Raw genomic sequence first — 13,721 nt, forward strand, 5'->3', positions numbered from 1 at the left:
TAATTATTTAAAAATAAACTGGAAGAAATTTACAAAGGATTACATTAAATATGAATACATTAAAATATATAGAAAGTTATCGGAATTTTATTCTTGAGTTTGATGCTTCAATAAAATATCATTTCTTTTTTGGTGGAAATAGGTATTTTGTAGAACATCAAGCTTATAGTCCAACTGACGAACATATGATGAATGAATACGTGAATACTGCTGCAGGAACTTTAGTTGAAGGTTTTACAGATAAATTAATAGGTAGAGGAATTCGGACTATTACCACTGAGGGAAAGTATATTAACTTAGCGAGTTCAAGAAGAACTGCTCATATTATTACAGGAGATGCTACTGGAGGAGGACATGCTAGGTTTGGAAGTTTAAAAAGTTTTAGAAACGGATTAACGGGTTCTAAGTATGTTTCCTGCTAACTGGAGTAATTCTAAAATTATGCATGCGGTATCGGATGTAGCTGTAAACAATCAATGGGTACAACAAACAGGCCGAATTGGATCAATGTTTACTAGGAGTGAGCAACCAGTAAGATTTGTTGTAGAAGGGTCATATCAGGGGACAAAAATTAGAGTAATTACTACTCATACGGAAATCATAACTGCTTTTCCAATTCATTAATTAATATAATATGAAGACATTAACAAATACTTTATTAAGACTAATAGAAATTGCTAGCATAATAGGATTAAATGACAACGACGTAAAAAATGCAAAAGACTATTTAATGCACAATGAATTTGGATTATGCTATGACACAATAATAACACAAATATATGAATATGATATAGAAATAGATATTAAATTTTATCAATTTATAACTAAAATTGGAAATTTATTAAATTTAACTCATGAAAATTATTTTTTCATGAAAGAATTAATAAGCGATGAGAATAATATCCCTAAGAGTATAAAAAGTGAACTTGCAAAAATTATTGCAAGTTTGGAATAATTGATAAGTTCTCAATTCCTAATGGAGAGAATTTTAATAGCAAAATTGCAAAATGCATTATTGTGATACTCATATTACTACTAAATATCGAATGATAGTTATCGAGACTTTAGAAGAATGGCAAAATAGAAGATAATCAGTTTACTATTTAAAAAGAAATTAAAGTATAATAAAAACTTATAATGTTTAATGGATATTTCAACAGAAAAAGACACAATTAGATTTGGTAATCAATTATGATGAAAAGTAGATTAAGTTGAAAGAAATATAGAAAATCAAATAATCTTATAAGGCTGTTTTACAAGTAGTAAAACGGCCTTTTATACAAATTTCCTTATACAAAACTATACTATCTATTTTTATATAAGGGTAAATACTGATACAAATGGAGTCGAAAACTTTTATGTTCCCTACAGTTATTATCCTAATAATTATCTCATCGCTGGAAAAGATGGATAATGGAGCGGAATTGCAAGTCAATATAGGTTAGTTAATCCAGGAAAATGGAATTACTTTGTCAATGGACAAAATATAAGAGGAATATATGATAAATACTTTTACAGAAAATGAGAAAAACAATAATTTATTCAGTACTTTTAATTTTCATAATTAGTTGCAATGGTAAGAATAAAAAAAGTATTATGGAAAATACAGATACAAATAATACAAATTCTATATTACCAGATAAACCTGATACAGCTAAAATTATAATAGATACAGCTTCAGCTTTCAATAAGTCCCAAATAGAAGAGTTTAAAAAAAATGTAATTAAAAAAGGTGATCAAGATTCATTTGTTAGACTTGTTATTCATTATGGCAATCTTTCCAATTATGAAGAACAATATAAATACGCTCTTATTATGGCAAACAAGTATAATAATGGAGACGGTTGTAATATAGTATTTATGAGTATAATTGCAATGAATAATAATAACCATTTTAATATTAATGCCTTAGCAATACTTAATAAAAAGGCAAAGTCGGAAGCTTTAAGATATTTAGAAAAAGGAGCTAAATTAAATGATATTAATTGTATGTCAATGCTAGCAGAAATTTACAGAAATGGAATTGGTGTTGAAAAAGATGTTAAAAAAGCTGATAAACTTAAGAAAAAGATGGAAGGTATGTAGTAGTTTAAGACCGCTATTTTTAGCAGTATTTTTTATAGAATGACTAGTCCTGAAAAAGTTGACTAAGTTTGATAGTTTAAAATAGAATTAAAGCTGCTATTAAGGCTGACAAAAATTTAGAAGTTATCGAGAGCGGAGCCGAAAAGGCTTTTAATTATTTAAAAATAAACTGGAAGAAATGTACAAAGGATACATTAAATATGAATACATTAAAATATATAGAAAGTTATCGGAATTTTATTCTTGAGTTTGAAGCTTCAATAAAAAAAGAATATGGCATAAATGATAATATTTACAATTATTTAAATGTTCTTTTTGAAAGAAAGGGAAATTTAGGACGATATGAGTATCTCTTTCATGGAGCAGGATGTAGAATTATGAGTAAAGGTATAATATGTGAATATGATTTTTTAGATTATGATGGAAATACCCAATACCAATTTTCTGTATGGAAATTAAAAACTTTTATCGAAAGTTTTTACGATAAAAATATAGACCAGTCAGCTCTAAAAGAGTCATTAGATACTCTTGTGGTAAACAATAAGTTAAAAAAATTAGTAATTGAAGGTAGAGTTTTTGATATTTATTTAATTGAATAAGTTCATCTAATCCCATGTTTAAGAATAAAACAGATTGGATACCGAGTATTTAAATAAAATGAACACAACCAAATATTTATTATTAAGAGCTTTGAAACTGAGCCGAGAAAGGAATATAATATCCCGATAAATTATAATATAATCGCCCGGATATAAATATACATTACAAGATGGATACTAACATTTATTATATTCCCGAACATGAAGGAATATTAATTACAAGCAATTTCGCGGAAATACAGAAATGGATGAATTTAGGAGTAAACCCCAAAGTCGAATATATACCAATATCCATTTCCGATTTAAATAAATACACTTTTAAAGGCATCGGTTTTGAAAAAGTAAGTAATGAATACTTTCAAAGTATAAAAGAAATATTTTCCGAATACAAATTCGATGACGTTTGTTTTCATGAATCAACTGTCGATTTATCTGATGTAATATTTGATGTGAGACACTTTGTTATAGGCGATAAATCTAATATCAATTTATCAGAGAAGAATTTTAAAAATCTTGAAGAAGTCACTTTTCTCTCATTAAAAACCTTTAAAGGAAAGATTGTAACAAAGCTTAATTCAGTCAAGAAAATAGTGTTATGGTTTGAAAATAAAAAAGGGAACACTCTACTCTCACATTTTCCTAGATTAAAGGAATTGCATATTTTTAATGGAAGTGAAGTTGAATTAGATTTAGTGGAAAATAAAGATATTGAAAATCTAAGATTAGGTAATTTACCCAAGTTAGAGAAAATTATTTTTAATTCTGAGACCGTAATTAAAAAAGCAATAATAGAGAATTGTAAAAAACTAGATACTAGCGAATTACCTAAATAGTATACTTATTATGAAATCAACTGGAAACTCTCATATTGATAATCTAATTTTTGATCTAAAAAGTAACATGGAAGGGTATATGATAGAATTCGAGCCTTCATATACACAAAACGACATTAATGAGTGTATCGCTTTACTATTTGAATATGTAATTGAAATTTTCAAAACAAAATTGAAAAATGAAGCAATGGGACTTGTAAAGTCTACAATTCTTAGTCTTAATAATTTAAATGATAGATGTGATGGCTCTTTAATTGAAACTAATGAAAGAGAGCAAATTGCCGAGATAGTTATTTTGGCAAGTCATGAAATGGGATACAACTCCGTGGATGAAGATATTACAGAAGAATGGAGAGATTTTTAAGAATTATAAGTTTGTCAGATCTAATAAAAAAAATTCCCTAAAGAAAAGATACGTCTAATTGTTTTTTATATCTCATTAAAAAAACTACTCTAAAGAATTTTGAACGTTAGAAGTTCAGGACCCTTTAGAATAGTTGATAAAATATGATGATGAAATAATTATTTCTTAATAAGCTGATATACCTTATGATCAATTTTCAATAAATAAGAACCTGCTTGTAAATGCCCTACTGTAATATATTTCTTATTTTTAAATGGTCTTTGCTCCGTATAAATTACCCTACCTTGGAAATCCAATACTTGAGCCGTTTTGATCTCTCCTACTTCCCCCTCTACAAAAAGATTCTCAACGACCGGATTTGGATATATAATGAATTCTTTATTGGCAGTTACTATATCTGAAGTCAATAATACCCCTCCTAAATCCTTACAATAATTACTTTCATAAGTGTTCCACTCGGTAAAATCAAAAGAGTTCGTAGGCTGGCTAACATTGTCTTTCCTATACAACGACACATTAGACAAATAGTGTGAATTATCTTGATGATCTCTTCCTATGGCATCTATCGTTGATGATTTATATTGTAGCTCCAAATACTGACTTCCCGTAAAGCTCATTTGGGGTGCTGCACTCACCAATTTAGATTGATCAATAGTATAACAGGAAAAATTAGCATAAGGATTCATGATTACAAAGGATTCGTTATTCCGAACCGTTCCTTCCAATTCATAAGGAGCTGGATAATAATAATCATTACCATTCATGAGCTGAATTGATAATTTATAATCGCTAAGATTTACAGCATGTCCTGTTTTATTTGTAATTTCAATAGCTTTATTATTGGACGTTCCCAAAATATATTTAGAAATAAATAAATCTTTAGAATAAATATCATAAGCCAATGTATTTACTGAAACACTATTACTATCATCAGAATATAAGTAGCTGTTATTATAAGCTTTGACGGTAAACCTATAATTGTTAGAAGGCTCAAGATGATCAATACTTATTGAAGTTTCTTTTGTTGAAGCAATAAAAGTTCCATTTTGATAAATTTTATACCCTATAATATCTTCATTTGAACTTTGAGACCAATTCAGTGTTACAAAATGGGCACCTGTTTGAGTTACTTTGACATTAATCGGAGCTCTAGGAATTGTATTATTATCGACTTGCTTCCAAATAGCTTGTACCCATTCCGGACGGTCTATAAAAGGATTTCTGTTTTTCTGTATTGCATATACCGCATTATTTCTATCGATTTCTCTTTGAGAAACGGGATCTTGTGTATGCCACTGAATCAACATTTTGATATATCCAGCATCAAAAGATTGCTCTTCTGTTCCATCCAATGGATTCGTATCTGCCGCAGAGCTTGTATTATTATTGTAATTAAAGGTGCCCAATTTCCCTTCATATCTTACAGCAAAATACAATAAACATCTTGCAATATCTCCTTTAAACTCGTCAATTGGCTCATATACCCTTCCCGTATAAGCATAGTTAGGAATCGAACTTTTACCAATCTTTGATGTATTCGAAAAGGTATAAAAAATTTTTGAGGGTGTAGAAGATGAAATTCCATAAGGATAATTTTTTCTCAGCTGATTAATTCTTGCGTCTGTTGGAACTACATAAAATAAATCGGAATGCATGGGATAATGACTATGAAATGTACTTTGAGGCATCATATGTTCCCTGTTCCACCCCTGCCCTTCCGCTGTAGCACTTCCAATGAGATCATTAGTCGTATATTCATAAGCGTCCGCCCCGTTAGGTTTTTCAGAATATGGATCTAATAATATCGTGGTATTGGTTCCATCATGATCATAATATCTGTCCAAATCTGTTTTAGCATAATGACCAGGAAGATCATCATAATGCCAACTGATATGTTTTTTAGAAATAATATCATGAAGTTTTGACTTTAAAACATAGCCAGTAAGTCCTGTTGTTCCATTATAATACCCAGATGGTGCTTGACCATACATACATTGAGCAAATAGAATAATAGGAAGTAAATGCTTTTTCATATTTAAAAAAATTTGATCGCAAAAGTAACAATTAACTCACTATACTTTGATTTTTATTAAAGAGTTAAAATATGCCTATGATAATATATTTTAATTGAACACTTTATTAATATAAATGATCACTTTTGATATAGCATAAAATAATACGTCTATTTTTGTCGCATGAATATAATACCTCTGCTTCAGCTTTAGTAAAGTATTTTAAACTAAAAAACTATTACATTAAAAATCAACAACATATACATTGTCATCTCATATGATTTTAGTATTTTTGCACAATTTTAAATTAAAACACACTTGAATGAAAAAACTCTACACGGGAGCGCTTACCCTGTGCGCTATTTTTACATTGTACTCACAAAAGGTCATTGGGCAAAAAGACATTAAGTCCTCAAGTCAGGATTTTCTAAGTCAGGCTACAACTACTCTTGACATTTCAAAAAGTTTTATTCCAAACCAACAAACCATAGGCAAGATTCAAAACAATGGCTACGATTTTCATTTGATCAAACTGAATCAACAAGGAGAACAAGGTCCGGGAAAAATATTTCTCAGGAAATCAAAACGATTTTTTATCGGCAACTGTGGCTACTCAAGATGAGGATTTCTTCTTGCCAGTAATATAATTAATCGAAAAAAGAATATTAAATATCTCCAAATACACTATCCGATTATGCCTATGTAGAAATCACCTAATATAATATAGGTGGAAAACAATTGCAAAGTCAAAAGATAATGAATAAGGTGTCCAAAATCAACACACAGTCCTTATTCAGGGAGATTATTTGATTATCAATAAGATACAGATAAAACAGCGAACATAAATTGATTAAGAAATAAAGAATGAAAAACATTATAAAACTTTTTATAGAAAAACTAAATATAGTTTTTTTAATTATTATAGTAAATTACCTATATGGTCAAGCAAACTATTCTAATTATTATTTTCCAGAACCACCAAAAGCACCCTCTAGTAAATTATTTCTAAAACATGGAGGCTTACAAAACAATGAATATTCGGGTAGCAATAGTCTAAGTATAAGCCTATTCAATCTAAAGTCGGGAAACATAACTCTACCCATTAATTTGAATTATATTTCGGGGAATGGAATAAAAGTTACTGAAGAAGCAGGGTATGTAGGACTGGGATGGGATATAGCATTTCCAACCATAGTGCAAAATATATACGGATACGATGATTTTGCTAATAATATCCGATTTAGGCTTGATTTTGCTAAATCAACACTTCCCTATGCCAGTACTTTTCCTCTAAGTACAGGAGCTACAAATTTTAATCAGTCACCGTCCTTTGACACCTATGGATATTTCATCGCAACAAATAATAACGTACCCAGAAATGGATATTTCAGTAATACATTTTCAGAATTCGCATCAGTTGATATGCAGCCGGATATATTTATTATTAATTTATTCGGTGAAAAAATAGAATTCATAATTTCTAATTTTAACAACTACAGTCCAAACACATCTTCTTCTATATATTTTACTGTGTTAAATAAAAAAGGATATAAAGTCGAAAAAACGGATTTAGGATTTACTATAAAAGATCCAAAAGGATTTACATATAAATTTAATAATATAGAGAATATTGGATCATATTCAAATGGTACTTTAAGTCAGGCGACAGGTAGAAATTTTCATATTAGTGAAATTATTGATACAAATAATAATAAAATTCTTTTTGAATATCTAAATACATCCGTAATTTCAAATCCTCCCTCATATTCTTGGTTTTTAAATTACACAATTAATTATAATCAGAACTATTGCAAGGAGGGATCTTCAGGATATATTGACTTTTACTCAATTAATGAGCCTGCTCCTACTCCAAATCCGAATAAATTTTCATCATTGAATCGTTTTATGAGTAATGTTGGAGGGGGAGAATCACAACAGCAAATGTATTTATACCCCTCAAGTATTACCAGCGATACAGGAAAATTAGTTTTCAGCTATTCAGAGAGAACGGATTTTGAGACCAAGAAGTTGGATAAAATTTCTTTAATGATAAGTAATACTTTAGTAGATGAATGTCAATTCAATTACAGCTATTTCTTACCACAGCCTGTTAGTTCATCCAATATTATTTATATTGGTCATGGCACTTATAATTATACTTCAGAAAAAAATAAAAGACTTAAATTAAACTCTATACAAAAAACAAAAGAAGAAAAATATACATTCTTTTATAATGAGACTTTATTTCCTCCCAAAAATTCCTATGCAACAGATTATTGGGGTTATTCTAATGGAGGATTCAATAATAAAAGTGCACACCTTAATCCTAATGATTTTAATTATAACATCAATATCCCTATCACTGAGATAAATAATAACAACAAACTTCCTAACATCAATTATGCAAAAAGTGGAATTTTAGAAAAAATTGAATATCCTACAAAAGGTTATTCTATATTCGATTATGAACTAAATGAAGCTACAAATCTATTTTATACATATGACTATTATAAATACAACAATGGAAATGGATTAAGATTGAAAGAACAAAAAAATTTCGACAATAATAACACCTTATTAGGCACAATTGCTTTTGAATATGAAAATGGATTGACACCTAATCCTATCCATATGTTTCGCGTAGATAATGGTGAACAATTTTTTGAGTTTGGTTATTGTGCAGCTAAAACAGTAATAAAAACAAATCAGGCTGTTTTTGTAGCTATGCACTCTAGTTCAATTTCTAATACTTTCACTTTGTCCTCAGGTAGTGGTATAGGATATTCTAAAGTAATAAGAAAAGAAAAAGATGAGAATGGAAACCCAAAAGGTAGCATAGAAACAACATATGCCAATAAAGAAGATATTCATTTTGGGATTAGTAGCTATAATCGACCTATTTTCCTTCCTTCAGTAAAGGGAAATAAAATCGAGAATGGGAGTATAATTAGTAAATCTATTTATAATTCTAATAATATAAAATTACAAGAAGAAAGCTACTCTTATATTTTACAAAACTCTCCATTTAGCTATGGTGTTACTATGATACATCCGATGTTTCACACATATGTAGTAGATCAATTCTCATATGTGGAACACTTTAAATCTGCTATAGGATATTATCCCATTTATTCTACAGAAACAATATTACAAAGCAAAAAAAATACAAATTATATTAATGGAAAATCTCTAATAACCGATACAAATCTATCTCTTAATAGCTATAATCAAATTATATCAAAATCTACAAGATTTCCAGATGGAAAGTACAATATTGAAAATATAAAATATTCAACTGAAAAAAACAATATAAGACTTATTAATTCTAATATGCTTAATGTTGCTCTAGAAACCGAGGTTATAGGCAATGTGATTGAGGGTTCTTCCAAAAGAACATCTTTAATAGAAACAAAATATGATGATTCTAATCATTTAAATCCCACATCTGTTTTGTCATATGATATAAATAATACTTTATCCAAAGATATTATATATGATAAATATGATGCAAAAGGTAACCTCCAACAATACACAACTAAAGATGGAATTCCAGTATCTCTTATCTGGGGATATAATCAGACTCAGCCTATTGCTAAGATAGAAGGAGCCATGTATAATCAGTTGGCAGGGTTCATTTCTGGAATAATAACCGCTTCAAATACAGATGCTCAAGAGGGAACAGAAGCTTCGGAAAATGCACTGATTGCCGCATTAGATGCCTTTAGAAATTTATCGGCTTTGGTTACTACACAGATCACAACCTATACTTATAACCCTCAAATCGGAGTGACAAGTATTACCCCAACATCAGGAGTCAGAGAAAATTACATCTACGATTCGGCTAATAGACTTGAAAAAATAGTGGACGTGAATGGCAAAGTGTTAAAAGATTATAAATACAATTACAAGAACTAATAATGAACAGAAAATTAAAAACAATTATATCTGTCAGTACTTTTTTGATGGCAGGATTATTCCATGCCCAATTAAGTCCTACTGAAAACTATGTATCTTCAAAAACGTATCTTTCAGATCCTACACAACCCAATCCTAAAACCTCTGAAACAGTTCAGTATTTTGATGGATTAGGAAGACTTAAACAAGTAGTTAATGTTAAAGCCTCTCCATCGGGTAAGGATATGGTCACCTATATTGAATATGATTCATTTGGAAGACAAACCAAAGATTATTTACCGGTTCCTCAGTCATCAACCGGAAACGGAGCGATCGTTTCCAATCCCTTAGGAAATGCTTCTTCTATTTATGGAACTGAAAAGATCTATTCCGAAAGGGTATTGGAAAACTCTCCATTAGATAGATTAGAGCAACAAATACAGGTGGGAAACGATTGGACCAATAAGCCTGTAAAGTTTGATTATAGTACTAATATAGTGGATGAAGTCTTTAAATATACCACCACAACTATTTGGGAAAACAATGCTACAAAATCCTCCATTGAATATAAAGGAACTTATGGAGCTAACCAACTTTACAAGAATACGGTTACTGATGAGGATGGGAATAAAACCATCAAATTTAAAAATGGCAGAGGACAATTACTTTTGGTAAGAAAAGTACTTAATGCTACTGAAAATGCAGATACCTATTATGTTTATAACGAATACAATCAGCTTGCATGGGTAATTCCACCACTTCTTTCAAAAAAGAAGACTTGGGATTTAGCAGACCAACAGGCTTTGGCTTATGAATACCGTTATGATGGAAGAAGCAGATTGGTGGAGAAGAAACTTCCCGGTAAAGGTTGGGAACATATGGTGTATGATAAAGCAGACCGCCTTGTCTTTACTCAGGATGAACTCATGAGAGCACAAAATAAATGGCTTTTCAATAAATATGATTTATTTGGAAGAGTGATTATCACTGGAATCGTAGGAGGAACTTCTCGAACAGATATGCAGAATATGATTGCTAACAATGTGATTGTTGAAAACCGAAATCCTCCAGGATTTACCAAGAATGGAATGTCGATTCAATATACCAATAATCACTTTCCTTATCTTGAAACCGTATTATCAGTGAACTATTATGATACTTATCCTATCTATAGTTTCAATCCTCCTTTTCCTACCAGTATTCAGGGAGAAGTTGTCCTAACAGATAACCCATCCACAAGTGGAGGAAAGAGTACCAAGAGCTTTTCTGTAATGAGTTTGATAAAGAATATTGAGAATGACAACTGGACAAAGAACTACTCTTATTACGATACGAAAGGAAGAGTGATAGGAAATCATTCCATCAATTATTTGGGAGGGTACACGAGAACAGAAGCCAAATTGGACTTTACAGGAGTAGTTCAAAATACAATTACCAAACATAAGAGATTGAATACGGATACTGAAAAAGTCATTACCGAGATATTTACTTATGATTCACAAAATAGATTATTAAAACATACCCATAAAGTAGATGGCAATCCTGAGGAAATCTTAGCTCAGAATACCTATAATGAACTTTCTCAATTACAAACTAAAAAGGTAGGAGGAGTAAATCCAACCAGCCCGATTCAAACCATAGATTACAAATACAATATCAGAGGATGGATGACTAAGATCAATGATCCTTCTAATTTGAATGGAAAATTGTTTGGATATGAGATGAAATATCATAATCCGATTAATACTCTTTTTGCTCATCCTCAATATAATGGAAATATCACAGAGATTGATTGGAAAACTTCGAATGATAATATACTGAAAAGATATTCTTACAGTTATGATTCTTTAAACAGACTTTCATTCGGGCACTATTCTGAACCTAATAGTACAATTCCGCAGGAAGATCATTTTGGAGAAACTGCAGAGTATGATTTAAATGGAAATATTACTCATTTGTATCGAAATGCTAAAAATCCGAATGGTTTAGCGATGCAGATTGATAATCTTACTTATACCTACTTAGGAAATAGATTGACTAAGGTAGCTGACGCCACTCAAAACTCTTATGGATATTCCGGAACAGGAAATCCTATAGGTTATGATAACAATGGAAATATGATCAGCCATCCTGATAAAGGAATTAATAGTATAAGATACAACTTTTTGAATTTGCCCTCTGAGCTAAAAATAAACGAATCAGGAAGGTCTGTTACTATTCGAGGTATGCGATATATCTATAGGGCAGATGGGGTGAAAGTTTCAAAAGAATATACTCAGTTTACAGGGAATGTAGAAACAAATTATCTAGATGGATTTCAGTATGATAATAATGATATCACCAATGCGCTAGATCCATCCCCCACTTTAAAGTTTGTACCTACTTCAGAGGGCTATTTTGATTTTGTAAAAAATAAGTATATTTACAATTATACAGACCATTTGGGAAATGTACGTTTGAGCTACTTTAACAATGGATCAGGAGTAGAAGTTCTTGAAGAAAACAATTATTATCCTTTTGGATTGAAACATCAAGGATATAATATACTAAATGGGAATTCGAGTTATCGATATAAGTACAATAGTAAAGAGCTTCAGGAAACGGGAATGTACGACTACGGAGCAAGGTTCTATATGCCGGACATTGGTAGATGGGGCGTAGTTGACCCTAGAACCCAGTATACACACGAAACTTATAGCTACGTTTGGAATAACCCAATTTCATTTAATGATCCAACAGGTATGGAGGGAAAAGAGGGAGTATGTCCTCCTGATTGTCCAGAAGGTGTTACAGAAATAAAAATCCTTCCTAATAAAGAAAAAGAAGCTGTAATTGAAGAAGTTGTTTTTACTGGAAAAGCTAAAACCAGTGATTCTGGTCCTGGTAGTTTGGCTATGGCAGCTTTGCTGGTTTCGCAGGCTGATTCGCCTGTTCCGGGTCCTGCGGATGTTGTGGCGGCGGCAATGTTAATTGGAGCGGGAGTTTGGTGGACATATAATCAGTTTGCGCCGCCTAGTACAGGATATACAACAATTGCAGATCCTGGTGCAGGTTATAGAAATTTGAAAACTGAGGATACTGCCGAGGAGGATAAAGATGTAAATGAGGTAGATGTCCCTGATTCAAGAAAAGGGGGAGGAAAGAATGGACAGCATGCAAATCTTAAAGCCAAACAAAGTGCGGGAGAAAAATATGAAGAAGCAAAAAGTAAATTGGATTCCATATCTAGAAAGCCCAATAAAACAAAAGAAGATAATAAATTAAAAACACAATTGGAAAAGCAAGTAAAACATTGGAAAGCAAAAGCACAAGAAACAGGAGAAAACCATAGTAGAAACGCAAAAGGAAATAGATAACCAATGAATTTATATACGATTATTTTTGAGTTTATGGGAGGTACATATTGCTCACAAAACTGTTCAATAGATGAAAGAGAAGCTTTAGTATATGCTATTAAAGAAAATATCAAGAATCAAGAACTTATTGATTTTAAAGAAAATCTTTTAAATGATCTTCATTTTTGGATTGAAGAAATAGGAGTATCTTCCTTAGATGGCGTGAATAACGTTTGGTATTTTTCTTTTTCATATGAGGATGAATCATATCATTGTCATATAATTAAAACAGCCAATCTGGAAGAATAATCCTCCGTTTTTGTGCAAAATCTGTGAATTTTAACTGAGCTATCCTAAAATAGGTTGACAAAAATTAAACAATATTTAAATAAATCCGGAGGAATATTTTTCTTCGGATTTTTTAGAGACCATATCTGGAGTTTTCCATATTACAAATATAAATACTTTCCATAAAATAAGTATATTTACAATTATACAGACCATTTGGGAAATGTGCGTTTAAGCTATTTTAACAATGGATCAGGAGTAGAAGCTCTTAAAGAAAACAATTATTATCCTTTTGGATTGAAGCATCAAGG

At 30.7% G+C, this 13,721-nt stretch carries 12 protein-coding genes; 11 read left to right on the plus strand and 1 reads right to left on the minus strand.

Features of this window, described 5'->3' with window-relative positions:
- The first annotated feature begins 50 nt into the window (after window positions 1-50).
- From CHRY9293_RS01160 to CHRY9293_RS01190, 7 genes are all read left to right on the plus strand, one after another.
- Complete coding sequence (locus CHRY9293_RS01160; protein ID WP_162031222.1) at window positions 51-422, plus strand: hypothetical protein; 372 nt, start codon at window positions 51-53, stop codon at window positions 420-422.
- Window positions 409-624, plus strand: a complete 216-nt coding sequence (locus tag CHRY9293_RS01165; protein ID WP_228455434.1) for an EndoU domain-containing protein — start codon at window positions 409-411, stop codon at window positions 622-624. Before CHRY9293_RS01160 ends, CHRY9293_RS01165 begins: the two co-directional genes overlap by 14 nt.
- A gap of 10 nt (window positions 625-634) precedes the next feature.
- Window positions 635-955 carry a MafI family immunity protein gene (locus CHRY9293_RS01170; protein WP_162031224.1) on the plus strand — a complete coding sequence of 107 codons (321 nt, stop codon included), beginning with the start codon at window positions 635-637 and terminating at the stop codon, window positions 953-955.
- Window positions 956-1,596: 641 nt separating this feature from the next.
- Window positions 1,597-2,085, plus strand: a complete 489-nt coding sequence (locus CHRY9293_RS01175) for a hypothetical protein (RefSeq protein ID WP_162031225.1) — start codon at window positions 1,597-1,599, stop codon at window positions 2,083-2,085.
- A 200-nt stretch (window positions 2,086-2,285) separates the two neighbouring features.
- Window positions 2,286-2,684 (plus strand): DUF6896 domain-containing protein, encoded by a 399-nt coding sequence (locus CHRY9293_RS01180; RefSeq protein ID WP_162031226.1) that lies wholly within the window; start codon window positions 2,286-2,288, stop codon window positions 2,682-2,684.
- Window positions 2,685-2,854: 170 nt separating this feature from the next.
- Window positions 2,855-3,517: a hypothetical protein gene (locus CHRY9293_RS01185; protein WP_162031227.1), complete on the plus strand. Its 663-nt coding sequence runs from the start codon at window positions 2,855-2,857 to the stop codon at window positions 3,515-3,517.
- Between the two features lie 10 nt (window positions 3,518-3,527).
- Window positions 3,528-3,881: a hypothetical protein gene (locus CHRY9293_RS01190; protein WP_162031228.1), complete on the plus strand. Its 354-nt coding sequence runs from the start codon at window positions 3,528-3,530 to the stop codon at window positions 3,879-3,881.
- A 158-nt stretch (window positions 3,882-4,039) separates the two neighbouring features.
- Here CHRY9293_RS01190 and CHRY9293_RS01195 read toward each other — a convergent pair whose 3' ends face one another.
- On the minus strand, window positions 4,040-5,914 hold the full coding sequence (locus tag CHRY9293_RS01195) for an endonuclease (RefSeq protein ID WP_162031229.1): 1,875 nt from the start codon (window positions 5,912-5,914) through the stop codon (window positions 4,040-4,042).
- A gap of 301 nt (window positions 5,915-6,215) precedes the next feature.
- Between CHRY9293_RS01195 and CHRY9293_RS01200 the strand changes: the two genes are divergently transcribed.
- The 4 genes from CHRY9293_RS01200 to CHRY9293_RS01215 all read left to right on the plus strand — a co-directional run bounded on the left by CHRY9293_RS01200 (window position 6,216) and on the right by CHRY9293_RS01215 (window position 13,431).
- Window positions 6,216-6,515, plus strand: a complete 300-nt coding sequence (locus CHRY9293_RS01200; protein ID WP_162031230.1) for a hypothetical protein — start codon at window positions 6,216-6,218, stop codon at window positions 6,513-6,515.
- Window positions 6,516-6,757: 242 nt separating this feature from the next.
- Window positions 6,758-9,808: a hypothetical protein gene (locus CHRY9293_RS01205; RefSeq protein ID WP_162031231.1), complete on the plus strand. Its 3,051-nt coding sequence runs from the start codon at window positions 6,758-6,760 to the stop codon at window positions 9,806-9,808.
- Window positions 9,809-9,810: 2 nt separating this feature from the next.
- Window positions 9,811-13,143, plus strand: coding sequence for a DUF6443 domain-containing protein (locus CHRY9293_RS01210; RefSeq protein WP_162031232.1), 3,333 nt, complete (start codon window positions 9,811-9,813; stop codon window positions 13,141-13,143).
- Between the two features lie 3 nt (window positions 13,144-13,146).
- Window positions 13,147-13,431, plus strand: coding sequence for a hypothetical protein (locus CHRY9293_RS01215; RefSeq protein WP_162031233.1), 285 nt, complete (start codon window positions 13,147-13,149; stop codon window positions 13,429-13,431).
- The last annotated feature ends 290 nt before the right edge of the window (window positions 13,432-13,721 follow it).

It is taken from the genome of Chryseobacterium potabilaquae, from assembly GCF_902728265.1.
Taxonomy (GTDB): Bacteria; Bacteroidota; Bacteroidia; order Flavobacteriales; family Weeksellaceae; genus Chryseobacterium; species Chryseobacterium potabilaquae.

Coding starts and splice junctions, on each gene's coding strand:
- CHRY9293_RS01160 (WP_162031222.1), top strand. CDS start 51: ATGAATACATTAAAATATATAGAAAGTTATCGGAATTTTATTCTTGAG.
- CHRY9293_RS01165 (WP_228455434.1), top strand. CDS start 409: ATGTTTCCTGCTAACTGGAGTAATTCTAAAATTATGCATGCGGTATCG.
- CHRY9293_RS01170 (WP_162031224.1), top strand. CDS start 635: ATGAAGACATTAACAAATACTTTATTAAGACTAATAGAAATTGCTAGC.
- CHRY9293_RS01175 (WP_162031225.1), top strand. CDS start 1,597: ATGGAAAATACAGATACAAATAATACAAATTCTATATTACCAGATAAA.
- CHRY9293_RS01180 (WP_162031226.1), top strand. CDS start 2,286: ATGAATACATTAAAATATATAGAAAGTTATCGGAATTTTATTCTTGAG.
- CHRY9293_RS01185 (WP_162031227.1), top strand. CDS start 2,855: ATGGATACTAACATTTATTATATTCCCGAACATGAAGGAATATTAATT.
- CHRY9293_RS01190 (WP_162031228.1), top strand. CDS start 3,528: ATGAAATCAACTGGAAACTCTCATATTGATAATCTAATTTTTGATCTA.
- CHRY9293_RS01195 (WP_162031229.1), bottom strand. CDS start 5,914: ATGAAAAAGCATTTACTTCCTATTATTCTATTTGCTCAATGTATGTAT.
- CHRY9293_RS01200 (WP_162031230.1), top strand. CDS start 6,216: ATGAAAAAACTCTACACGGGAGCGCTTACCCTGTGCGCTATTTTTACA.
- CHRY9293_RS01205 (WP_162031231.1), top strand. CDS start 6,758: ATGAAAAACATTATAAAACTTTTTATAGAAAAACTAAATATAGTTTTT.
- CHRY9293_RS01210 (WP_162031232.1), top strand. CDS start 9,811: ATGAACAGAAAATTAAAAACAATTATATCTGTCAGTACTTTTTTGATG.
- CHRY9293_RS01215 (WP_162031233.1), top strand. CDS start 13,147: ATGAATTTATATACGATTATTTTTGAGTTTATGGGAGGTACATATTGC.